General features: G+C 74.8%; 16 protein-coding genes. 9 read left to right on the forward strand and 7 right to left on the reverse strand.

The genetic code is table 11. The features are described from left to right. Positions 1–8: 8 nt before the first annotated feature. A complete protein-coding gene (pgm, locus tag GGQ55_RS08275) occupies positions 9–1,643 on the reverse strand; it encodes a phosphoglucomutase (alpha-D-glucose-1,6-bisphosphate-dependent) (RefSeq protein ID WP_179715967.1) in 1,635 nt (544 codons plus the stop codon). Positions 1,644–1,732: 89 nt separating this feature from the next. Between pgm and GGQ55_RS08280 the strand changes: the two genes are divergently transcribed. From GGQ55_RS08280 to GGQ55_RS08290, 3 genes are all read left to right on the forward strand, one after another. Next, on the forward strand, positions 1,733–4,993 hold the full coding sequence (locus GGQ55_RS08280; RefSeq protein WP_179715968.1) for a DEAD/DEAH box helicase: 3,261 nt from the start codon (positions 1,733–1,735) through the stop codon (positions 4,991–4,993). Positions 4,994–5,604: 611 nt separating this feature from the next. After that, complete coding sequence (locus GGQ55_RS08285; RefSeq protein WP_246324237.1) at positions 5,605–7,512, forward strand: helicase-associated domain-containing protein; 1,908 nt, start codon at positions 5,605–5,607, stop codon at positions 7,510–7,512. After that, the gene (locus tag GGQ55_RS08290; RefSeq protein ID WP_179715971.1) at positions 7,509–8,849 is read left to right on the forward strand and encodes an HNH endonuclease signature motif containing protein; all 1,341 of its coding nucleotides are present in this window, start codon (positions 7,509–7,511) and stop codon (positions 8,847–8,849) included. The genes GGQ55_RS08285 and GGQ55_RS08290 overlap by 4 nt, the downstream gene beginning before the upstream one ends. 5 nt (positions 8,850–8,854) lie before the next feature. On the opposite strand, the gene GGQ55_RS08295 is transcribed toward GGQ55_RS08290, so the two are convergent. Genes GGQ55_RS08295 through GGQ55_RS08305 form a run of 3 tightly spaced genes read right to left on the reverse strand, consistent with a single transcriptional unit; the run spans position 8,855 to position 11,601 of the window. Continuing rightward, a complete protein-coding gene (locus GGQ55_RS08295; protein ID WP_179715973.1) occupies positions 8,855–9,715 on the reverse strand; it encodes an alpha/beta fold hydrolase in 861 nt (286 codons plus the stop codon). 9 nt (positions 9,716–9,724) lie between these two features. Continuing rightward, complete coding sequence (locus GGQ55_RS08300; protein WP_179715974.1) at positions 9,725–10,606, reverse strand: diacylglycerol kinase catalytic domain-containing protein; 882 nt, start codon at positions 10,604–10,606, stop codon at positions 9,725–9,727. Further along, positions 10,603–11,601 (reverse strand): SPFH domain-containing protein, encoded by a 999-nt coding sequence (locus GGQ55_RS08305; protein ID WP_179715975.1) that lies wholly within the window; start codon positions 11,599–11,601, stop codon positions 10,603–10,605. The genes GGQ55_RS08300 and GGQ55_RS08305 overlap by 4 nt, the downstream gene beginning before the upstream one ends. A 92-nt stretch (positions 11,602–11,693) precedes the next feature. On the opposite strand from GGQ55_RS08305, the gene GGQ55_RS08310 reads away from it, so the two are divergent. The 4 genes from GGQ55_RS08310 to GGQ55_RS08325 all read left to right on the forward strand — a co-directional run bounded on the left by GGQ55_RS08310 (position 11,694) and on the right by GGQ55_RS08325 (position 18,219). Beyond that, positions 11,694–12,380 (forward strand): NUDIX hydrolase, encoded by a 687-nt coding sequence (locus GGQ55_RS08310; RefSeq protein ID WP_179715976.1) that lies wholly within the window; start codon positions 11,694–11,696, stop codon positions 12,378–12,380. Positions 12,381–12,468: 88 nt separating this feature from the next. Further along, entirely contained in the window at positions 12,469–14,226 is a 1,758-nt protein-coding gene (locus tag GGQ55_RS08315; RefSeq protein WP_179715977.1) for a DEAD/DEAH box helicase, read from the forward strand. Positions 14,227–14,304: 78 nt separating this feature from the next. Next, positions 14,305–14,724 (forward strand): cyclic nucleotide-binding domain-containing protein, encoded by a 420-nt coding sequence (locus GGQ55_RS26830; protein ID WP_179715978.1) that lies wholly within the window; start codon positions 14,305–14,307, stop codon positions 14,722–14,724. 27 nt (positions 14,725–14,751) lie between these two features. Further along, on the forward strand, positions 14,752–18,219 hold the full coding sequence (locus GGQ55_RS08325) for an ATP-binding protein (protein WP_179715979.1): 3,468 nt from the start codon (positions 14,752–14,754) through the stop codon (positions 18,217–18,219). Between the two features lie 2 nt (positions 18,220–18,221). On the opposite strand, the gene GGQ55_RS08330 is transcribed toward GGQ55_RS08325, so the two are convergent. Genes GGQ55_RS08330 through GGQ55_RS08340 form a run of 3 tightly spaced genes read right to left on the reverse strand, consistent with a single transcriptional unit; the run spans position 18,222 to position 21,321 of the window. Further along, positions 18,222–18,629, reverse strand: coding sequence for a DUF6220 domain-containing protein (locus GGQ55_RS08330; RefSeq protein ID WP_179715980.1), 408 nt, complete (start codon positions 18,627–18,629; stop codon positions 18,222–18,224). Between the two features lie 20 nt (positions 18,630–18,649). Next, on the reverse strand, positions 18,650–20,719 hold the full coding sequence (locus GGQ55_RS08335) for a LamG domain-containing protein (protein WP_179715982.1): 2,070 nt from the start codon (positions 20,717–20,719) through the stop codon (positions 18,650–18,652). Then, positions 20,716–21,321 carry a hypothetical protein gene (locus GGQ55_RS08340; RefSeq protein WP_179715984.1) on the reverse strand — a complete coding sequence of 202 codons (606 nt, stop codon included), beginning with the start codon at positions 21,319–21,321 and terminating at the stop codon, positions 20,716–20,718. The genes GGQ55_RS08335 and GGQ55_RS08340 overlap by 4 nt, the downstream gene beginning before the upstream one ends. Positions 21,322–21,404: 83 nt before the next feature. Here GGQ55_RS08340 and GGQ55_RS08345 point away from each other — a divergent pair, with 83 nt between their 5' ends. Together GGQ55_RS08345 and GGQ55_RS08350 are read left to right on the forward strand one after the other, a co-directional pair. Then, positions 21,405–22,799 (forward strand): DNA polymerase IV, encoded by a 1,395-nt coding sequence (locus GGQ55_RS08345; RefSeq protein WP_218859212.1) that lies wholly within the window; start codon positions 21,405–21,407, stop codon positions 22,797–22,799. After that, complete coding sequence (locus GGQ55_RS08350) at positions 22,796–23,401, forward strand: class I SAM-dependent methyltransferase (protein ID WP_179715986.1); 606 nt, start codon at positions 22,796–22,798, stop codon at positions 23,399–23,401. The genes GGQ55_RS08345 and GGQ55_RS08350 overlap by 4 nt, the downstream gene beginning before the upstream one ends. Positions 23,402–23,613 lie beyond the last annotated feature (212 nt).

Raw genomic sequence — 23,613 nt, forward strand, 5'->3', positions numbered from 1 at the left:
TTCTGCCATCAGCCGCCCAGTGCCGCCGTCACCACGGCTTTCGCCTCCTCCTGCACCTGCGCGAGGTGGTCGGGGCCCCGGAAGGACTCGGCGTAGACCTTGTAGACGTCCTCGGTGCCGGAGGGCCTCGCCGCGAACCAGGCGTTCTCGGTGACGACCTTGAGGCCGCCGATCGCCGCGTCGTTGCCCGGTGCGCGGGTGAGCTTGGCGGTGATCGGCTCGCCGGCCAGCTCGGTGGCGGTGACCGCCTCGGGGGAGAGCTTGCCGAGCGCCGCCTTCTGCTCGCGGGTGGCCGGCGCGTCGATGCGGGCGTAGGCGGACTCCCCGTACCGCGCGGTGAGCTCGGCGTGCAGCTCCGACGGCGAGCGGCCGGTGACGGCCTGGATCTCGCCGGCCAGCAGCGCGAGCAGGACGCCGTCCTTGTCCGTCGTCCACACGCTGCCGTCGCGGCGCAGGAAGGAGGCCCCTGCCGACTCCTCGCCGCCGAACCCGACCGACCCGTCGAGCAGCCCGGGCACGAACCACTTGAAGCCGACGGGCACCTCGACCAGCCGGCGGCCCATGCCGGCGACCACGCGGTCGATCAGCGAGCTGGACACCAGCGTCTTGCCGACCGCGGTGCCCTCGCCCCAGCCGGGCCGGTGCGCGAACAGGTAGGAGATCGCGACCGCGAGGAAGTGGTTGGGGTTCATCAGCCCCGCGTCGGGGGTGACGATGCCGTGCCGGTCGGCGTCGGCGTCGTTGCCGGTGGCGATCTGGTACTGCTCGCGCTTGTCGATGAGCGAGGCCATGGCGTAGGGCGAGGAGCAGTCCATCCGGATCTTGCCGTCCCAGTCGAGGGTCATGAACCGCCAGGTGGGGTCGACCAGCTCGTTGACGACGGTGAGGTCGAGGCGGTGCCGCTCGGCGATGGCGCCCCAGTAGTCGACGCTGGCCCCGCCCAGGGGGTCGGCGCCGATGCGGACGCCGGCGTCGCGGACCGCGTCGAGATCGAGCACGTCCGGCAGGTCGTCGACGTAGTCGCCGAGGAACTCGTGCGCCCGGGCGGCGGCCCGGGCGCGGGCGAACGGCACGCGGCGGACCTCCTTGAGCCCGCTGCGCAGCAGCTCGTTGGCGCGGTCGGCGATCGTCGTCGTCGCGTCGGTGTCGGCCGGCCCGCCGCTGGGCGGGTTGTACTTGAACCCGCCGTCGCGGGGCGGGTTGTGCGACGGGGTGACCACGATGCCGTCGGCCAGGCCCGAGGTCCTGCCGCGGTTGGCGGTCAGGATGGCGTGGCTGACCGCTGGCGTGGGGGTGTACCGGTCGGCGGCGTCGACCAGCACCGTCACGTCGTTGGCGGCCAGCACCTCCAGCGCGCTGGTCCAGGCCGGCTCGGAAAGACCGTGGGTGTCCCGGCCGAGGAACAGCGGCCCGTCATAGCCCTGCGCGGCCCGGTACTCGCAGATGGCCTGCGTGGTGGCGAGGATGTGCGCCTCGTTGAACGCGGCGTCGAAGCTCGAACCGCGGTGACCGCTGGTGCCGAACACGACCTGCTGCGCGGGATCGGCGGGGTCGGGCTCCAGCGCGTAGTAGGCGGTGACCAGCGCGGCGACGTCGACGAGGTCGCTGGGCCGGGCGGGCTGTCCGGCGCGGGGGTCGGTCATGGGCCGATCTTCGCGCCGGCACCCGGTCCTCGGCGACCCGGGTCGTCGCGACCGGTCGGTCTGTCGGGGCCGCGCCGTAGCCTGTCCGGGTGCTCGGCGGCTGGGAGGATCTGGTCACCGACCCAGCACTGGCCGACGCGGTCGGCACCGAGGTCCTCGACCGCGCCCGCCCGTACGTGACCCGCAGCGTGCTCGGTGTCCGGGTCGCGGACGACGCCCGCCGGGTGTCCGCGCTGGTGCAGGGCAACGGGCCGATGCCGTACCGGACCACCGTCGTCCGGGCCGAGGGCAGCCGCACCGGCTGGGTCGGGGCCTGCACCTGCCCGGTCGGCGAGGACTGCAAGCACGCCGTCGCGATCCTGCTGGCCCTGCGGGGGCGGCTGCCCGGCGCGGCCGACCGCGCGGACCGGCGGCGCTCGCGCACGTGGGAGGAGGAGCTCGCGGACCTGGTCGCCGCCGCCGAGCCGCCGGAGCGGTCGACCGTGCCGCTGGGGCTGCAGTTCGAGCTGATCGATCCGGAGCCCGGTCGGGGACGCGGCTCGATCGGCGCGCCGGGATCGCGGCAGCGCCTGGTGCGGCTGCGGCCGGTCACCCCGGGCAAGCGGGGCCAGTGGGTGCGCACCGGTGTCTCGTGGCGGCAGCTCCAGTACGACAACCTGCGCGCCGGCTGGGACCCGGCGCACCTGGCGGCGCTGCGGGCGCTGCACGCCACCCACCAGGCCGCGCGCAACCAGTACTACTCCTACGCCCCGGTCGACGTGTACCTGCACGAGTTCGGCTCGGGGCTGTGGCGGCTGCTCGCCGAGGCCGTCGCGGACGGGGTGCCGCTGGTGACGGCGGACCGCCCGCCGCGGCCCGTCGTCCTCTCCGCCGAGCCCGCCACCGTCGCCGTCGACCTGCGGGACGCCGGCGACCGCACCGAGCTGGCCGCCGTCCTGCAGGTCGACGGCCGCCCGGTCGATCCCGCCGCGCTGTCGTTCCTCGGGGTGCCCCCGCACGGGGTGACCGTGGACGGGCGGCCGGAAGACGGCCCCGGCCTCGTGCTGGCCCGGCTCGACCGGCCGGCGCCGCCCGCTCTGGCCGGCCTGGTGGCCCGCGGGGGCTCGATCGCCATCCCGGCGGGTGACCGGGAGCGGTTCCTGCAGGAGTGGTACCCGGGGCTGCGGCGCACGGTGCCGGTCATCTCCGCCGACGGCTCGGTCGAGCTGCCGGAGACCCCGCGACCCCGGCTGGCGGTCACCGCCCGCTACCCCGGTGACGGCAGCGTCTGCGTGCGCTGGTCGGTGGGCTACGGCGAGCGGACGTTCGACCTCGAGGAGCCCGGCGCACCCGGCTCGGGCCGGGACCTCGCCGCCGAGCAGGCGCTGGTCGAGGCGCTCCCGGGCCCGGTCGCGGGGCTGCCCGAGCTGTGGACGCCGCAGCGCCGGCTGGCCGAGCGCGCCGAGCTGAGCGGCGTGGAGGCGCTGGAGTTCACCACGGAGGTGCTGCCGGCGCTGCGCGCCGACCCGGACGTCGAGGTGACGGTGGAGGGCACCCCGCCGGACTACCGGCAGAGCACCGCGGCGCCGCAGATCAGCTTCGCCGCCCGCGACACCGGCGAGTCCGACTGGTTCGACCTCGGGGTCACGGTGACCGTCGACGGCCAGCCGGTGCCGTTCGCGACCCTGTTCCAGGCGCTCGCGACCGGGCGCACCCGGCTGGCGCTGGTCTCGGGCACCTGGTTCTCGCTGGCGCGGCCGGAGTTCGAGCAGCTGCGGCTGCTCATCGAGGAGGCCCGGGAGCTGCGCGACGTGCCCGGGGACGGCGTGCAGGTGAGCCGGTACGCGGTCGGGCTGTGGGAGCAGCTGCTCGGGCTCGGGGTGGTGGAGGAGCAGAGCGAGCGCTGGACCCGCGAGGTCCGCGGGCTGCTCGACCTGGAAGCCGCCGAGCCGCCGCCGGTGCCCGCCGGGCTGGACGCGCAGCTGCGCCCCTACCAGCGGGAGGGCTACGGCTGGCTCGCCTTCCTCTGGGAGCACCGGCTGGGCGGGGTGCTGGCCGACGACATGGGCCTGGGCAAGACGCTGCAGACCCTCGCCCTGCTGTGCCGCGCGCACGAGGCCGGGGAGCTGGACGGCGCCCCGGCGCTGGTGGTCGCGCCGACCAGCGTGCTGCACACCTGGGTGCGGGAGGCCGCCCGCTTCGCCCCGGGGCTGCGGGTTGTCGCGGTGACCGAGACCGAGCGCAAGAGGGGGACCTCGCTGCGGCGGGAGGTGGCCGGCGCGCACCTCGTCGTCACCTCGTACGCGCTGTTCCGGATCGACGAGGAGTCCTGGGCCGAGCTGCCCTGGTCGGGCCTGGTCCTCGACGAGGCGCAGTTCGTGAAGAACCACCGGGCGCGGACCTACCGCTGCGCCCGCCTGCTGCCGGCCCCGGTCAAGCTCGCGCTCACCGGCACCCCGCTCGAGAACAGCGTGATGGACCTGTGGGCGCTCATGTCGATCGTCGCGCCGGGGCTGTTCCCCGACCCGCAGCGGTTCAGCGACACCTACCGCATCCCCGTCGAGCGCGAGGGGGACGCGGAACGGCTGGCCCAGCTGCGCCGGCGGATCCGGCCGCTGGTGCTGCGGCGCACCAAGGAGGTGGTCGCCGCCGACCTGCCGCCCAAGACCGAGCAGGTGCTCGAGGTGGTGCTCGAACCGCGGCACGAGAAGCTGTACCAGACCCACCTGCAGCGGGAACGGACCAAGGTGCTCGGCCTGGTCGAGGACATGTCGAAGAACCGGATGACGATCTTCCGGTCGCTGACGCTGCTGCGGCAGCTGAGCCTCGACCCGGCGCTGGTCGAACCGGAGTACGCCGACGTGCGCTCCAGCAAGGCCGAGGTCTTCCTGGAGAACCTGCGCGAGGTGGTCGCCGAAGGGCACCGGGTGCTGGTGTTCAGCCAGTTCACCCGCTTCCTGCGCACGATCCGCGACCGGCTGACCGCCGAGGGGATCGAGTGGGTCTACCTGGACGGCCACACCCGCGACCGGGACGCCCGGATCGAGCAGTGGCGCACCGGCACCGCTCCGGTGTTCCTGATCAGCCTCAAGGCCGGCGGCTTCGGGCTGACGCTCACCGAGGCCGACTACGTCTTCGTGCTCGACCCGTGGTGGAACCCGGCCACCGAGGCGCAGGCGGTCGACCGTGCGCACCGGATCGGCCAGGACAAGCCCGTGGTCGTCTACCGGATGGTGGCGGTGGGCACCATCGAGGAGAAGGTGATGGAGCTCAAGGCCCGCAAGCAGGCGCTGTTCTCCCGCGTCGTGGACGACGGGGCACTGGCCTCCGGCGCGCTCACGGCCGACGACGTCCGAGGGCTCTTCGCGTAACGACGTCCGGTGCCGCACCCCGACCGGGCCCGGATTCACGTGGAACCCTGGCGCAGATCCCGGGCGCCGGCCGGACACGGCAGCGGGTCGGTATGCAGCCGTGCCGGTGAGCCTGTGGACGACGGTTCCTGGACGCGGCTCGGCCAGGGTTCGATGAGGGGGTGACCCGGATCCGCCTGGCCGAGTGGCTTGCTGGCCTCGACGAGGCGGAACTGGCCGCCGTCCTGGGGCGGCGTCCTGATGCCGTCCTCGGACGACCTCCCGCGACACTGGGCGAACTGGCGCTCGCCCTCGACCGCCCGAACACGCTGGTAGCGGCGCTGCGGGGTCTGACGACTCCGGCCCGGCAGGTCCTCGAGGCGCTGCTCGCCCTCGGGGAGCGACGGACCCGGTCGGCCCTCGTGGCGCTGCTGGACGGTCCGCCCGGGCCCGAGCACGAGCGGGACGTTGACGCCGTCCTCGGGGAGCTGCGCGCGGGCGCGCTCGCCTGGCCGGGAGAGGGCGACCACATCGAGGTCGCACCGGGGCTCGCGGCAGTCCTCCCCTCGCCGCTCGGCCTCGGCCCGCCGGCCCGGGTCGCCTGGTCCGAGCAGAACGTGACAGCGGTGGAGATGGCGCTGCGGGCGCTCGGCGGCCGACCGCGTGGGAACAAGGCGGAGAAGGTCGAGGCGCTCCTCGCCGTCCTGGCCGATCCCGACCGGGTCCGGGCACTGGTGCGACTCGCCCCGCCATCGGTGGCCGAGGGGTTGCGCACGATGGCGTGCACCGGGACGGACGAGGACGATCGCTACTACTTCGGGGAGTTTCGTCGGCACCGCGAAGCCGAGCAGTGGGCCGTCGCGCACGGCCTGCTCGCGGGCTCGACCTGGGGCTACACAGCGCCTATGCCCGCGGAGGTCGCCCTGGCCCTGCGCGGCGGGGACTACCGGGCGCCGTTCAGTCCCCGGCCGCCCGTGATCCGAACGCATCCTGTCGCACCAGAGGCGGTCGAGTCGGCGTCCGCGGCCGCGATCGGCGCCTTCCTGTCCCATGCGCTGGCGCTGCTGGACAGACTGACCCGGGTCCCCGTCCCGCTCCTGGCCGGCGGCGGTGTCGGCGTGCGCGAGCTCGGCCGGCTCGCCAAGGCGCTCGGCGTCGAGGACACCGAGATCCGGCTCCTGCTGGCCCTGTCCGCCGCCTGCCGCCTGCTGATGCCCGGCACGGAAGGTCTGGGGGTCGGCGACCGCTTCGACGAGTGGCGGCGGGAGGAGCCGGCCGCGCAGGCCGCTCAGTTGATCACCTCCTGGTGGGCGTTCCCGTCGGCGCCTACCCGTTCCCGGGACGCCGACGGCAGGACCCTCCCCGCGCTCCGAGGACAAGATCCGTGCGCCGGCTGCCATGCGGCTCGGGTGGTTCTCCTGCACTCCGCGAGCGGATTGCCAGCCGGTCAGGCGGCAGACCTCGCCGATCTCGCGGCCAGCGCCCGCTGGCACCGGCCGCTGATCCACGTGCTGACGCAGGACGCCGACGCACCCCTGACGACGACGTGGCGAGAAGCTGAACTCCTCGGCGTGGCCGCTGCCGGCGCCCTGAGTCCCCTGGGCGCGGCACTCCTGACCGACGACGAGAACGCCCTGGTCGAGCACCTGACCCGGCTGCTCCCGGCGACGAGCGACACCGCCCGCTTCGGATCCGATCTCACCGCGCTCGTCTCGGGCACGCCCTCCGTCCGCGCCTCGACGCTGCTGGACAGCTGCGCGGACCGGGAGAGCAGCGGTGGGGCGGTCATCTGGCGGTTCAGCCCGACGAGCATCAGACGCGCCATGGACGAGGGCACGACGGCCGACCGTCTTCTCCATGAGCTGGCCGACCTCGCCGAACGGGAGCTGCCTCAGGCGTTGACCTACCTGGTCCACGACGTCGCCCGGCGGCACGGCAGGCTCAGGCTCCACGCCGCGACGTCGCTGATCCAGAGCGACGACGAGGCGCTGCTGGCCGAGGTCGCTGTGGACAAGCGACTGGCGAAGCTCGGCCTGACGCTCCTCGCTCCCACGGTGCTCGCTTGCACAGTGCCCCTTGACGTTGCGCTGGCCAGGCTGCGCGAGGTCGGCTACTTCCCGGTCGCTGAAGGCGTGCCGGCTCCGCCGTCGCCGCGAGGAACCGCTGCCGCCCGCGGCCAACGGACGCCCGCGCCGCGCACGGTCCGCCCGTCGCCGGAGAGGGCGGACGAGGGCGTCCTGGCGAGTCGGCTGCTGGCCACGCCGTCCATCGCCGTCCCCGAGCCGACGACCTGGCCGCTCCGTGAGCTCCGAGCACTCGCGCCGGACCTGCCGCTCGGCCAGCTGGCATTGCTGTCGACCGCGCTCGAGGTAGGCGGCCGCGTGGCCATCACATACCGCGCGGCCAGCGGCGCGGTGACCCACCGGGTGATCAGCGACCCGGAACTCATCGGAGCGGTCGTCGAAGCGTGGTGCGAGCTGAGACAGGACGAACGAGTGTTCAGCGTCTCGGGGATGCTGTCCATCGCACCCGCGCCGTGATCACGCCTGAAATCTCGCAGAATGTTCTGTCGATAGGCCCTCTGAGCTGCGGTTTCTGTCACACCCCGCCCCTACTCTCGATCTCGAGCACGGACCAGTTCCGAGCGGAGGGGAGGGGCGCCGTGGGTGAGCTGCGCTCTGCCCTCGACGGACTGGCGGAGGTCGACTTCGCGGAGCTCTCCGACATAGCACTGCTCGAACTGGTGGCCGAATGGGCAACCTCCGTGAACCGGATGACGGCGGCGCTGACGTCGGCGGTCCGCGCCGCCGACCGCCGAGAAGCCCACAAGGCCGACGGTGCCGTGTCGATGAAGGCCTGGTTGCGCGGCTCCTGCCACCTGGCGCCGAGCGAGGCCACCGCGATCGTGTCGACCGGCCGGCGGCTGGAGCAGTTGGACGCGACCGCGGAGGCGTTCGCGTCGGGAGCGATCACCGCGACGCATGCACGCGTGATCACCCGGGCCATCACACCTGCCCGCGTCGCCAAGGCGGCCGAGGCCGGGATCGCGCTGGCCGAGACCGACGAGATCCTCGCTGCGCTGGCACGCGAGACGACGCCGAACGAGACCGCGCAGGGGGTCGCCCGCTGGGTCGCCGGGGTGGATCCTGACGGCGCGCTCGATGACGCCGCCGACGTCCGCCGACGGTTCTCGATGGCCAAGGGCCTGGGCGGGCGTATCCATCTCCGCGGTGAGCTCGATCCGGTGGGCGGCGAGTACCTGCACACGGCGCTGGCCGCGCTCATGAACGGCGACCGCCCGGTCGGAGACCAACGCGGTCACGCCGAGCGGCAGGCGGACGCGCTCGTCGCCCTGGCCCGCGGTGCCCTGGACGGCGGCGATCTCCCGGACGTCCGGGGCGAGAGCCCGCACGTCCGGGTCACCATCGACTGGCAGTCCCTGAGCGCAGCGCGTGGCGCCGTCGGGGTGGTGGGCGGGGAGCTGGGCTGGGCCGGTCCGATCACTCCCGAGACCGCCCGCCGTCTCGCCTGCGACGCCAAGGTAGCTCGGATCATCACCGGCCCGAACGGCCTGCCGCTCGACGTCGGCCGCGAGCAGCGCACCGCGACCGCGGCGATCCGCCGGGCCATCGTCCTGCGCGACGGGGAGTGCGTCTTCGCCGGATGCGATGCCCCGCCGGAGTGGTGCGATGTCCACCACGTCGTCCACTGGGCCTTCGGCGGCGCCACGAGCTGCGACAACGGGGCACTGCTCTGCGAACGGCATCACACCTCGTGTCACGAGGGCGGGTTCAGCGTCCGGCGCGATCGCGAAACCGGCCGATGGCGCACCTTCCGCCCCGACGGCACGGAGATCCTCAGCCGCGCGGGTCCTTGAGGGTGTCAGCCGGCCGGTTGCTCCACGTGGTCGAGGAACCGGCGGAGGGTCTCGGTGAAGATCTCCGGCTGCTCGGAGTGCACCCAGTGACCGGCGTTCTTGATCCGCACGAGCCGGGTCGTCGGGAACAGCGCGTCCATGTGCACGCGGTCCTCGGGCAGCACGTAGTGCGAGTCCGCGCCGGCGATCCAGAGCGCCGGCCCGTCGTAGTGGGCGCCCGGCGGAGGAGGGGGAAAGCCGCGCAGCCGCTCGAGGTCGCGCTCCAGCAGGTCGAGGTTGAGCCGCCACCGCCAACCTCCGCCGGAGCCGAGCCCCTCCCGCACCAGGCTCTGCAGCAGGAAGCCGCGCACCATCCGGCTCGGGACGGCGGCCTGCAGGGCCTCGTCGGCGTCCTCGCGCCGCTCCAGCGTCGAGAGGTCGAGCGCCTTCATCGCCGCGATGTAGTCGGCGAACGGCGAGGCCTCCTCGTCCGGGTCGTCGGTGCGGCCGCCGGAGACCGGGTACTCGACCGGCGCGATGTCGACCACGACCAGGGCCCGCAGCAGCTCCGGCCGGCGCAGCGCCAGCGTCATCGCGACCTTGCCGCCCATCGAGTGGCCGACCACCGTCGCCGGTTCGCCGTAGGACTCAAGCTCGGCCGCGACCAGCTCGGCCATGTCCTCGTAGTCGACCGTGTCGGTCCACGGGGAGTGGCCGTGGTTGGGCAGGTCGAGCAGCGTGACCCGGTGCCGGTCGGCCAGCGCCTTGGCGATCGTCGTCCAGTTCTTGCCCTGCCCGAACAGGCCGTGCACGAAGACGACGCGCGGGCCGTCCGTACCGACGGTGCGCGCGGCCAGCCGTTCGTCCTGGCCGACGTCCTCGCTCATGCCCCGATCTCAGCAGACCAGCCGCAGCGTCCGCGCGGCCGCACCGATCTCGACGCGCTGCCCCCAGGTCAGCGACAGCCGGTCGGACTCCAGGCCGTCGCCGAAGGCGACCAGGCCGTCGGACTCGATCTCCACGGTCAGCGCCTGCCCGGGAACCAGCAGGCCCTCCGTGTGCGCGGTGCCGGTGGCGGGGGAGGGCCACGCCTCGCGGACGAACCACGCCAGGCCGCCGTCGTCGGGCGCCGGGAGCCGCAGCGAGCTGCGCCGCTCCTGCCAGGCCGACCGGCACCACCCCGTCGCTCCCGTGCCCGTCCCGACGAGCAGCCCGGACGACGCCTGGCGCTCGACCTCGCCCTCCGGTGTGGTCAGCCGCCACTGCGCGGTCTGGTGGCTCGGCGACCCGAGGTAGACCTCGTTGAGCGCGGTGAGCTCCTGGCCGTCGTCCGCCCGGGCGGTCACCATCGTGAGCGCCCGCGTCCGCAGGCCGCCCGTGAGCAGCCGGCGCACGTCGGCCGGGCGGTGCCGGACGAGCACGCCGGGATTGCGGCCCGGCTCGGGGTCGACGCCGAGCACCGGCTGCCCGTCCAGGTACTTCGCCACGTTGGCCACCAGACCGTCCTGCCCCACGACGAGGACGACGTCCTCCGGCGCGAACAGGAAGCGCGGCAGGTCCGCCCGCTCCACCCGGCCCTGCCGCCAGTCCACCGGCACGGCCCGCAGCGCCTCGGTGATCGCGTCGCGCACCGCGGCGTCCCGGGCCTCGACCTCGGCGATGTCGCGACCGCGGGTGCCGAGGAAGAACGCTGCCGCGGCGCGGGTGCCGTGCCGTGCGATCAGCTCGGTGAGCTCGGTCGCCCGGTGCACGAGCACCACGCGCGGAGCCATGGTCACCGGGCGCGCCCGAGCTTCGCCAGCACGGGCGCCAGCAGGTCCGGCGTCAGGACGACGCTGTCGATGTGCGGGAGGTTGCGGGCCAGCTCCTCGAGCGCCCGGCTCACGAGCACCTCCGGGCGGGCGTCGGCGTAGGCGGCCAGCTCCGCGGCCCGCGCGTCGGCTGCCGCGGCGCCGATCAGCCGCTCGGTCTCGGCCTGCACCTGCGCGGCCTGCCGGTCGCGGCGCGCCTGCGACTCGGCCGCGATCTCGGCGGCGGCGGCCGCCTCCTCCGCCTCCCGGCGGCCGTTGACGCCCCGCTGGCCGATCAGCTCCTCCGTGCGCCGGGCGAGCTCCACCTGGTTGGCCAGCTCGTTCTCGCTGATCGCCCGCTCGCGCTCGACGGCCAGCGCCCGCCGCTCGTAGGTGGCCCGGTCGGCCTCCTGCTGCACCTGCTCGCGGGTCGGCGTCTGCAGCGCCCGCTCGACGTCGGACTCGGGCCGGATGGCGACCACCCGCACGCCGATCACAGCGATGCCGGTCTCGGCCAGCCGCAGGTCGCCGGCCAGGCCGGCCTCGACGGCGGACCGGACCGCGGGGACGCCGCCGACCAGGGCCTCCGCCAGCCGGGTGCCGGCGAGCAGGTCCAGCGCGTGCTGCTGCGCGGTCTCGGTGAGCAGCCCGGCCACCTGGACCAGCGGGGTGCCCCGCCAGGTGCCGCGATCGGGGTCGAGGGAGAAGTCGATCCGCGCCGCGGCGAGCGCCGGGTCGGCCATGCGGAAGGTGAGCGTCGCCTGGACGGTGACGTCCTGGAAGTCGGCCGTCCGCGCGTGGAACAGCAGCGGCAGCTCGCGGTCGTCGACCGGCACCTCGGAGAGCACCGCCGACAGCGGGCGGAACCAGAAGCCGGCGCCGGTCCCCGCGTGCCGCACGTCGCCCTTGCGGACGTGCTGCACGTAGGCGGTCGCCGAACCACGGAGGTGGCGGATGAGGGGATAGCGGGCGATGTCGGCCACGGGGTCCTCCTGCAGGTCGACGTTGTTGTCGTCAGACTGACGTTAAGCAGGAGGAGTAGTTGTCGTCAACCTGACGAGATAACGTTCCCCCCATGGAGTACGACGCGTCGTCCTTCCCGGCCGTGGCGGTCACGGTCGACCTGGTCGTGCTGACGGTCCGGGGAGATGCGCTGTGCGCGCTGGTCGTGCGGCGGGGAGAGGAGCCCTTCGCCGGCCGCGAGGCGCTGCCCGGCGGATTCGTCCGGCCCGACGAGGACCTGCCCGAGGCCGCCGCCCGCGAGCTCGCCGAGGAGACGGGGCTGCGGCCCGGGCACCTGGAACAGCTGGGGTCCTACGGCGCACCCGGACGGGATCCGCGGATGCGGGTGGTCACCGTGGCCCACCTCGCGCTGGTCCCCGACCAGCCCGCCCCGACCGCCGGCACGGACGCCGCCGCGGCCCGCTGGGCGCCGGTGCACGAGCTGACCGGGCTGGCCTTCGACCACGATCGCGTGCTCGCCGACGGGGTGGAGCGGGCCCGGGCCAAGCTGGAGTACACGCCGCTGGCCGCCGCCTTCTGCCCGCCGGAGTTCACCGTCGCCGAGCTGCGCCGCGTGTACGAGGTGGTCTGGGGCCGGCCGCTGGACCCGCGGAACTTCCACCGCAAGGTCACCGGCGCCGCGGGGTTCCTCGAGCCGACCGGGACGACGACGACCCGGGACGGCGGGCGCCCCGCGCAGCTGTACCGCCGCGGACCGGCGACGCTGCTGCACCCGCCGCTGCTGCGCGCGGAGGGGTGAACCGCCGACACCCGGTGCGCAGATCCCCGGAACCGTCGGCGGTGCCGCGCACACTGCGGACTTCGCCTGTCGAAAGGACCGCACGCTCATGCCGGGACGGCGCCGCCGCAGCAGCTCGACCACCCGCACGCGCTCGACGTCGTCGACGTCCTCGCGGACGGCGTCGTCGCGCACCCCGTCCAAGCGCGCGACGACGAAGAAGCCCGCGGCGAAGAAGCCCGCGCCGGAGCTGCCCACCCCCGGCCCCGGCGAGCGCGTCTGGGTGCTGGCCGTGCCGTTCCGGGCGCCCGCTCCCGGCGCGCAGTGGCGGCCCGACCTGCAGGCGCACATCTGGGTCGGCGCAGACCTGCCCGGGGAGCTCGCGGCCTACGAGTCGGCGCCGTACACCTTCGAGCGCTTCCTCGAGGACGAGCTGAACGCCGAACCGCGCCCGGTGCCGGCCGGGCGGCCGCTGACACCGCGCGAGGAGCAGTGGGCCGGGGCCGACGCGATCGTGGCGCACGCCGAGGCCGGGGGCCGGGTGTTCCTGCTCGGCGACGACCCGGGCGTGGGCAAGACCGGCACCGCGATCCTCGCCGCGCGCGAGATCGCCGAGCAGCGGGGCGGCAACCGGGTCCTCGTCGTCGCCGACCGGCCCGCGGCGATCACCATCCCGCACTGGACCCGCTCGATCGCCGGGTTCGGCGACGGCGGCCTGCGCTGGTGCGTGACCACCTGGGACCGGCTGGCCAAGGTGAGCAAACTGGGCTTCGACGTCGTCATCGGCGACGAGGCGCACATGGTCCGGCACACGACCACCCAGCGCTGGAAGCACTGGAAGGCCGTCTCCGGCGCCGGCCGGGTCAAGGACGCCCCGTTCGTCCTGGCCGCGACGGCGACCCCGGCGCACACGCCGCTGGAGCTGCCGTACCTGGCGCCGCAGTTCGCCCAGCACCACGACGAGCCGCTGCGCGCGTGGTCGGACCTGCCGGCGCGGCTGTCGGCGCTCGGCTTCGCCGTCGAGAAGGGCCGCTACGGCTGGCAGTGGACCGAGGACCCCGACGCCCGCCGCGCCGACCTGTCCCGCCTGCAGGGGTGGCTGACCGACGCGCAGCCGCCCGCGACGCTGCACCGCCCCGCGCCGTGGGGGCCGGTGAGCGTCACCGGCACCCCGGTCGCGCTCACCCCGGCCGAGCGGGCCTCCTACGAGTCCGGGTGGCAGGAGTTCCGCGCCGAGATGCAGCTGGCCCGCAAGGGCCGGCAGACCGCCCGCGGCCGCGCGGCGCTGCTGCGCTTCCGGCAGAAGGCAGGGCTGATCCGCGTGCAGGCCACGGTCGACTGGGTCAAGGCGCAGGTCGAGGCCGAGCGCCAGGTGGCGGTGTCGGTCGAGTTCGTCGAGACGGCCGCCGACCCGATCCGCGAGGCGCTGCTGGACGCCGGCATCGCCGTCGCCGGCATCTACGGCCGCGACCGGTTCGACGTCGAGGCCGAGCGGCTGCGCTTCCAGAGCGGCAAGGCGCCGGTCTGCGTGTTCACCGTGACCGCCTCGATCAGCCTGCACGCCGGCGAGCTGCTGCCCGACGGGTCGACCGCCTCCGACGCCCCCCGGGTGGGCCTGTTCCACCAGCCGCGGTTCTCCGGCATCCAGGCCCGGCAGGTCACCGGCCGCACCCACCGCGACGGCAAGACCTCGCCGTGGCGGGTGGCCTACGCCGAGGACACCGTCGAGGAGCAGGTGGCCCGCGTGATGGTGGAGCGGCTGGCCGTCAGCGGCTCCACCGCGGGCGCCGACACGTCGTCGCTGCAGGAGATCGCCGAGCTCCTCGACGCCGACTGGCTGCCCGCGGCCGCGCTCACCGACGCCTGACAGGGGACCGCGCGGTTCCGACCTCACCGCGCGGCGGCACGGACCTACTATCCGTGCACCCTTCGAGAGGAGCCGTCCGTGGCCGATTCTGCGGACACCGCCGACCTGCTGTCCCACGTCGACCTGTTCACGGGCCTGTCGGGGCGCCAGCTCAAGCGACTCGCCGACCGGTCCAAGGAGGTCCGGCACGACGCGGGGCACGAGGTGACCACCGAGGGCGCCCTCGGTCTGGGGTTCCACCTGATCCTCGACGGCGAGGCGACCGTGAGCCAGGGCGGGACGACGCTGCGCACGCTCGGTCCGGGCGACTACTTCGGCGAGATCAGCATGATCGACGGCCGGCGCCGCTCCGCCACGGTCACCGCCGAGACGCCGTTGCGGGCCGCCTACGTCTCGCACGCCACGTTCGAGGAGCTGCTCGACCAGGACCCGGGCTTCGCCCGCGGCCTGCTCAAGGTGCTCTGCGCCCGGCTGCGCGAGGCCGAGAGCCGCACCTGAGCAGCAGCATGTGAGAAGAGCCCCAGCGTGACCTGCCCGTCGTGCGGCTCCACCCCGCCGCCGCTGGCCCGGTTCTGCCCGGAGTGCGGCGCGGCGGTGCTGCGCCGCTGCCTGTCCTGCGGCGCGGCCCTCGGCGCCGGCCACCGGTTCTGCGCCTCGTGCGGGGCCCGGGCCGAGGACGGACCGGAGCAGGAGCCGCAGCCGGCGCAGAGCGAACGGCGCGTGAGCTCGGTGCTGTTCGGCGACCTCGTCGGCTTCACCGCCCTGTCGGAGAGCCGCGACCCGGAAGAGGTCCGGGAGCTGCTCAGCGGCTATTTCGACCGCTGCCGCGACGTCGTCGCCCGGTACGGCGGCACCATCGAGAAGTTCATCGGCGACGCCGTCATGGCGGTGTGGGGCGTGCCGGTCGCGCACGAGGACGACGCCGAGCGGGCCGTGCGCGCCGGTCTGGACCTCGTCGAGGTGGTGACGGCGTTCGGCGAGCGCGCCGCCGTCCCCGACCTGTCCATGCGCGTCGGCGTGGTCACCAGCGAGGTGGCGGTGACCCTGGGCGCCACCCAGCAGGGCATGGTCGCCGGCGACGCGGTCAACACCGCCGCCCGCGTGCAGGCCAAGGCCGAGCCCGGCGAGGTGTGGGTCGACGAGCAGACGCGGGCGCTGACCGCCGCGGCGATCGGCTACGAGCCCGCCGGCAGCCACGCGCTCAAGGGCAAGACCGAGCCGGTCGTGCTGCACCGCGCGACGGCGGTGATGGGCGGCGTCGGCGGCGAGGGGCGCGAGCTCGGCGTGGAGGCGCCGCTGGTCGGCCGTCGCCGCGAGCTCGGCCTGCTCAAGGACCTGTACCAGGCCGCGAGCGAGGACGGTCGCGGCCGGCTGCTCGTCGTCACGGGCGCGCCCGGCGTGGGCAAGACCCGGCTGGGCTGGGAGCTGCAGAAGTACACCGACGGCTTGTCCGCCGTGGTCTGGTGGCACTGGGGGCGCTGCCCGGCGTACGGCGACGGGATCGCCTACAGCGCGCTGTCGGCGGCGCTGCGCCGGCGGATCGGCGTGGACGAGACCACAGAGCAGGCCCCGGTCCAGCGGGAGCGGCTGCGGCGGCACCTCGCCGAGATCGTGCCGGACGCCGCCGAGCGCGACTGGCTCGAACCCCGCCTCTCGGTGCTGCTCGGCGGGGAGGACGGCTTCGGCCGGGAGGACCTCTTCACCGCGTGGCTGACCTGGTTCGAGCGGATCAGCCGCGGCGGGGACCCCGTCGTCTGGGTCATCGACGACGCCCACCACGCCGACGACGGGCTGCTGGACTTCGTCGAGCACCTGGTCGGTGCGGCCCGCTTCCCGCTGCTGCTGGTCCTGCTCGCGCGCGAGGAGCTGCTCGAGCGCCGGCCGCGCCTGGCCGCCTCCCGCCGCGGCACGGTGATCGGGCTGGAGGGGCTGCGCCCCGAGACCATGGCGCAGCTGCTCGACGCGCTCGTCGTGGACCTCCCGCCCCGGGTGCGCGACCAGCTCGTCGAGGTGGCCGAGGGCGTGCCGCTGTACGCCGTGGAGACCGTGCGCGCCCTGCTCGACCGCGGCATGGTCGTCGACGACGGGTCGCACCGCCGGCTCGCGCCCGGCGTCGACGCGGCGCGGCTGGTCGAGGTGGGCGCACCGACCTCGCTGCAGATGCTCATCGCCAGCCGGCTCGACGCGCTGCCCGCCGATCAGCGCGAGCTGCTGCAGCACGCCTCGGTGCTGGGCAACTCCTTCACCCTGGGCGGCCTCGCCGCGGTGTCCGGGCGCTCGCCCCGCCAGGTCGCCGACACCGCCGAGGCGTTGGCCGGGCGCGACCTGATCGCCCGGGTCGCCGACCGGTTCTCGCCGGACTTCGGCCGCTACGCGTTCGTGCAGGCGCTGGTCCGGCAGGTCGCGTACCGGACGCAGTCGAAGCAGGCCCGGCTGATCCGGCACCTGGCCGCCGCCGACTACCTGAAGACCCAGGCCGAGACCTCCGGCGAGCTGGTCGCCGTCGTCGCCCAGCACCTCGGCGACGCCCGCGAGCTGATGGCGGCCGGCGATCCGCGCGCGGCCGCCCTGACCGACGACCTGGTCGAGTGGCTGGTGCGCAGCGGGCAGCGCGCGGCCTCGCTGGGGGTGCCCGGGGAGGCGTCGTCCTTCTACGTCCAGGCGCTGGCGCACGCGCCCGACGGCCCGGCCCGCGCACGGCTGACCGTGCTGGCGGCGCAGGCCGCCCTGGACGCCGGCCACTGGGACCAGGCGAGCGCGCTGTCCTCCGGGCTGCACGAGAGCGACCCCGTGGACCTGCGCGCGCAGGCGGCGACCATCCGGGCCACCACGCACCGGCTGCACGGCAGGCCGGCCGACGGACAGCGCGAGCTGGCGCCGTTCCTCGAGCGCACGGGCGAGCTGTCCGCCGCGACCGCGTCGGGGCTGCTGCGGATCGCCGCCCGCGCCGACGGGGAGCTGGGGGACGTCGTCCACGGGCGACCGCTGGCCGAGGAGGGCCTGCGGCGGGCCGAGGAGACGGGCGACCCGGTCCTCATCGGCTGGGCGCTCAACGACCTGGCGGTCCTGATCTTCTTCACCGACCTGCAGCGGGTCGGCGTCGCGATCCTCGACGGCGCCATCGCCTACTGCTCCGAGCACCGCGCCACCGGCCCGCTGGTCGCCGTCCTGTTCAACCGGGCGATCGCGAGTTTCACGAGGGATGTCCGCGAGGCCCTGCGCTTCTACGAGCGGGCGCTGGAGCTCTCCCGGCAGGCGGCCGACGCCTGGAGCGCGTGGCTGACCACCGCGTCGCTGAGCGTCGCCCGGATCATCACGGGGCGCTGGGACGACGACGCGAACGACGAGACCGCCTGGCTCTACGAGGCGGTGACCGCCGAGAACGCGTTCTTCGGGGCCCTGCACGACGCCCTGGGCGCGCTGCGCGCCCTGCTGCGCGGCGAGCCGCCGACCGAGGACCTGTTCCCGGTCGACGAGGCGCTGCTGGACGCCGCGGGTCCGGACACCGTGCAGGAGGTCGCGCTCATGCGCCTGGTCCGCGGGCGGATCACCGGCCGGCTCCCCGAGACGGCGCTGCGCCTGGCCGAGCAGACCGTGTCCGAGCGCGAGCAGTACGGCAGCACGGTCGAGTGGTTCCCGTTCCTCTGGTCCACGGCGGTGGACTGGCTCATCGAGGCCGGCACCCCCGAGGACCTCGCGGCCGCCCGGCAGGCGGTGGAGATCGTCGCCGCGGGTCCCGGCCGGCGGCCGCCGGCGGTCGAGGCCGAGCTGCTCCGCCTGCGGGCGACCCTGGCCCTGGCCGATTCGGCCACGGCCGACCTCGAGGCGGTGGAGCGGGACCTGCGCCAGGCGATCCCCGCGCTCGAGGCCTACGGGGCCGAGCCCGACCGGGCCCGCGCGCAGGCGCTGCTCGGCCGGCTGCTCCGCGAGCACGGCCGGGCCGACGAGGGCCTGCTCGCCGAGGCCGGGGAGACGTTCGCCCGGATCGCCTGACCTCAGGCCGCGGCGCGGCCCCGGCGGATCGCGGCGCCGTGCAGGAACCCGGCGATGCCGAGGATCACCAGCCCGTCGAGGGCGTGCAGCCCGCCCCAGAACGCGCCGCTGCCGCCGGCGTCGGCGAGCAGGCTCTGCGCGCCGCCGGTCAGCAGCACGAGGACCAGCGCCAGGACGACGTCCCGCCGTCCCGCCCGGCTGACCAGGGCCAGCACGAAGACGACCAAGGCGATGCCCGCCATGGTGAAGCCGAGGACCCGGTGGGCCTGGAAGTCGTGCCCCCAGACGCCGAAGCCGGCCAGGAAGATCTGCACCGCCCCCGCGAGCAGGAACAGCGCGAGCACCACCCGGTAGACGGGCAGCAGCGGGCTGCGCTGCCGAGAGGCGGTGGGGGCAGGCGAGTCGGTCATGCGCCGATCCTGCCCTGCGCTCAGCGTCCGGCGGTGTACTGGCCCGCGATCTCGTCGGCGGTCAGCGGCCGGTCGACGACCACCGCGTGGGCGACCGAACCGGCGAAGTAGCTGCTCGTCGGCACGTTCGGCCAGCTGCCGAGGCTGTCGTAGCCGACCCGCCAGTAGCCGGTGGAGTTCTCCGCCGCCGTGGTCGACGTGTTGGTGCCGATCAGCGTGCCGTCGACGTAGAACGCCATCCCGGTGCCGGGGGAGAAGGTGCCGGTGGCCAGGTGCCACCTGCCGTCGTTGTAGGTGGTCGAGCTGGTGACGGTGTAGTAGCCGCCGTTGTAGACGCCGAAGGCCAGCAGGCCGCCGTTGGTCATGTAGATGTGCCGGTCGAACTGGTTGGACTGGGCGCCGTTGACACCCGAGCCGAAGCCGATGAGCTTGCCGCCCCGGGTGGTCGTGGTCGCGAACCAGATCTGCACCGTGAAGTTCTGCGGCGCGACGACCTGGCGCGTGGTCCACAGGTAGCCGGAGGACCCGTCCAGGCGGATCGCCGAGTCCCCGCCGGCGCCGCAGGCGGGGCCGGGGACGCCGTAGGTGATGCCGGCGGCGGAGAAGGTGCCGTTGCCGGAGGAGCCCGCCGAGCCGCCGTTGGTCGCGGTCGGGCCGGTGGTCTCCTGCAGGCCGTAGTACTGCACCGCGCCGGCACCGGTCGTCCCGGCCGCGGTGGCGCAGGTCCAGGGGCCGACGCCGTACTGGTTGGCCACCTCCGTCGCGCTCAGCACGGTGGTGAAGACGGCGGCGTGCGCCAGCGTGCCGGCGAAGAAGCGGCTCGTGGGCGTGCTGGGCCAGTTGTCGATGTTGTCGTAGCCGACCCGCCAGTAGCCGGTGTTGGTCTCCGCGACCTTGGAGTTGGCGTCCCGGCCCACCTGGACCCCGTCGACGTAGAGGGTCATGCCGACGGTGCCGGAGAACGTCGCCGTCGCCAGGTGCCACTTGCCGTCGTTGTACGAGGCGGCGCTGGTGATCTCGTGCGTCGCCCCGCCGTCGTAGACGCCGAAGGCGAGCGTGCCGGCGTTGGTCATGACGATGTGCCGGTCGTAGTTGCTGGACAGCCCGCCGCTCGCACCGTTGCCGAACCCGATCAGCAGGCCGCCGGAGGTGGTGGTCGTGCTGAACCAGATCTGCTCGGAGAAGGTCTGCGGGCTGGTGTACGAGCGGGCGGTCCACATCTGGCCGCTGGCGCCGTCCAGGCGGACGGCGCTGGTCCCGCCGGTGCCGCAGCGCGGCCCGGCGACGCCGTAGGTGACGCCGGTGCTGCTGTAGGTGCCGTTGGCGGCGCTGCCCAGCGAGCCGCCGTTGGTGGCCGTCGTGCCCGACGTCTCCTGCAGGCCGTAGTACTGGACGGCACCGGCCGTCGAGGCGGCGTTCGCGCAGGTCCAGTAGGAGCTCGCGGTCCAGTTGTTGGCGGTGGTCCCGGTGGTGGCGCTGAAGACGGCGCGGGCGTCGGCGGTGCCGGGGAGCCCGACGAGCAGGACGGCGGCGGCCCCCAGGGCGACCGGCCGGGCCCTGCGCCACCGGGGACGGCGCGGCTCGTCGTCCGCACCGCGGTGGGCGACGGACAGCGCGAGGAGGGCGACCAGGCCGGCGCCGGCGAGCGCGAGCGGGACGGTGCGGCCCTCGCGGGCCCAGAGGGCGGGCAGGCCGAGGCCGGGCAGCCGCAGGGTGCCGACGCCGTGCACGGCGCCCGGCGCGACGAGGGAGGTGTCGGCGCTCGGGGCCGCGTCACCGCGCAACCGCAGGCCGCCGGACCCGACCGCGACGATGCGGTGCATCCGGAGGCTGCCGGGCACGTCGGGGTCGTCGACGAGGACGACGTCGCCCGGCTCCAGGTCCGCGGCGGCGACCGGGCGGACGACGACGACGTCGCCGGGCTGCAGCGTGGGCGCCATCGAACCGGACATCACAACGCTGGACTGCCAGCCGGAGACGAGCGGGAGCACCACCGAGAGGGCGACGAGCAGCGCGACGGCGCCCAGCAGGAGGCGGGCGAGCGAGCTGACGACGAGCGCGGGCCAGCCCGCGCGCCAGGAGCCGGTCACGTGTTCTGCGCCTCCCAGGTGAAGGCGACGGCGGCGGTGCCGCCCTGCGCGCTGACCGGCGCGGAGGCGGAGAGGCCGTAGGTGATCTGGTAGCTCGTGGTCTCCCCGGACGTGCTGCCGGCGGTGGTCCACGAGCCGACGCCGGCGGAGTAGCTGGTCGGGAAGGCGGCCAGCGTGCCGCGGTAGACCGTGGAACTCGGCACGAAGCCGACGCAGCTGCCGGCAGAGCCGCCGGTGCCGGCGGAGACGACCACGGTCAGGTAGGTCGACAGCGACCTCGTCGTCGTCTTCCCGGCGCCGTACAGGCGGATCAGGGACGGCGCGCTGCCGGTCGAGGTGACGGTGATGCAGCGGGTCTGGGTGGCGCCGGGTCGCAGGCCGGACGCCGAGAACATCGCGGCACCGGCGTCGTCGTCGGCGATCGCGACGGTGCCGGTGCTCCAGGTGAGCGTGTAGGCGGGCGTGGTCTCGGTGAAGGCCGCGTAGGCCGACTGCCAGACCAGCCCGGCGGTGACCGCCAGCGCGCCGATCCCGGAGACGGCCAGGCCCATCCGGCGCGCGCGCCGGCCGGGCCGGGGGACGCGGGGGAGGAGCCTGGCCATCGGATTCTCCGGTGATGGGGTGGATCGGACCTTCCAGAAGTCGTCACCCGTGCGGAGGAACTTGAGCGCCGGGGATCATCTTCATGGCGCGGCCCTCACGGCCGCGGGTCGAGGAGGTGCGGGACGTGCGGCGGGAGGCGAGCGTCCTGCACCTGGATCTGGATGCCTTCTTCGCCGCCGTGGAGCAGCGGGACAAACCCTCGCTGCGGGGCCGGCCGGTGGTCGTGGGCGGCGTCGGTGGGCGTGGAGTCGTGGCGACGGCGTCGTACGAGGCGCGCGCGTACGGGGCCCGCTCGGCGATGTCGACGGCGGAGGCCCGCCGCCGCTGCCCGGCGGGGACGGCGTTCCTCGGCGGCCGGTTCAGTGCCTACCGGCGGACGTCGGAGGTCGTCATGGAGCTGCTGCGCGGGCTGTCGCCGCTGGTCGAGCAGGTCTCGATCGACGAGGCGTACGTCGACCTCGCGGCGGGCGAAGGGCACGACCTGTCCGTCGACGGCGTCACCGCCCTGGCGCGGGGGCTCAAGGAGCGGATCGCGGCCGCGACCGGCGGGGTGACCGGCTCGGTCGGCATCGGCTCGTCGAAACTCATGGCCAAGCTGGGGTCGGACATGGACAAGCCGGACGGGCTGGTCGTCGTCCCGCCCGGGACCGAGCTGGACGTGCTGCACCCGCTGCCGGTGACCCGGCTGGGCGGCGTCGGGCCGGCGACGGCGGAGCGGCTGCACGCGGTCGGCGTCCGGACGGTGGGCGACCTGGCCGCCAAGTCGCTGCCGGACCTGGTCGCGCTGGTCGGCAAGGCGCACGGGGCGGGGCTCTACGCGCTGGCGCGGGCGGAGGACGACCGGGCCGTCGTCCCGGACCGCGAGGCGAAGTCGGTGTCGCACGAGGAGACCTTCGAGCGGGACCTGACCGATCTCGCCGTCCTCGGCCGGGAGATCGACGGGATGGCCGCGCGGGTGGGCGAACGGCTGCGGAAGGGCGCGATCTCGGGCCGGACGGTGACGCTGAAGCTGCGGCGCTACGACTTCACGACGCTGACCCGGTCGCTGACCCTGCCGCAGCCGACCGACGACGCGTGCACGATCGCCGCGATCGCCCGGCGGCTGCTGGCCGAGGCCGGCGCCGGCGGCGGGCTTCGCCTGCTCGGTGTCGGGGTTTCGGGATTGTCGGTGTACGCGCAGGGGGACCTGTTCGCCGAGGACGCCGAACCGGTCCTCGAGGCGGAGGACGAGCTGCCCGCGGCGGTCGACGAGCCGCTGCCGCCCCCAGAGCGCCGGTGGTGGCCCGGGCAGGACGTCCAGCACGGCGACCTGGGCGCCGGCTGGGTGTGGGGCCGCGGGCTGGGGCGGGTGACCGTGCGGTTCGAGGGGCCGCTGACCCCGCCCGGGCCGGTGCGGACGCTCGCCGCCGACGACCCGGCGCTGCAGGCCGCGGATCCGCCGGACTGGCGGGTGAGGACGATGGAGGAGACGGGATGACCGAACCGAGCACCTGGACGCGGATCACGCGGGAGGACCCCGGGCACTCGGCGGCGTACGTGCAGCGCTTCCGCGACATGGCGGCCGCCGGCAAGGACCTGGGCGGCGAGGCGCGGCTCATCGACGCCCTGGTGCCCCGGGGCGCGCGGATCCTGGACGCCGGCTGCGGGCCGGGCCGGGTGGGCGCGTTCCTGCACGAGGCCGGGCACGAGGTGGTCGGGGTGGACGTCGACCCGGTGCTCATCGAGGCCGCGGAGGCCGACCACCCGGGGCCGACCTGGCTGGTCGGCGACCTCGCGGAGCTGGACCTGCCCGCTCGGGGCATCCCGGCGGGGTTCGACGCGATCGTCTGCGCCGGCAACGTGATGACGTTCCTCGCGCCGTCGACCCGGCGGGAGGTGCTGCGCCGGCTGCTCGCCCACGTCGCGCCCGCGGGCCGCGCGGCGATCGGGTTCGGGGGTGGTCGGGGCTACGACCACGCGGAGTTCCTCGTCGACGCCGAGGCGGCCGGCTGGGCCCCGGACGTGCTGCTGTCGACGTGGGACCTGCGGCCTTTCCCGGGCGAATCGGGCTTCCTCGTGGCGGTGTTGCGGCCCGCCTGACGTTTCACGTGGCACACGGGTGGCGCGGGTCCGGACGGTCCGGGACCGGACTCCGCGCCACCCGGTCTAAGGGCGGCGGTGCCAGGCGCGCCGGCGGGCCACCGAGGTCGTGAGGAGCCGGAGGTCCTCCGGTGCGGGGAGTCGCACCCACGCGTGGGTGCCGATGCGTTCGCGGCAGCCGCTCTCGCGCGTCTCGTCGTGCATGGGGAGCA

The sequence above is a fragment of the Petropleomorpha daqingensis genome, assembly GCF_013408985.1.
Taxonomy (GTDB): Bacteria; Actinomycetota; Actinomycetes; order Mycobacteriales; family Geodermatophilaceae; genus Petropleomorpha; species Petropleomorpha daqingensis.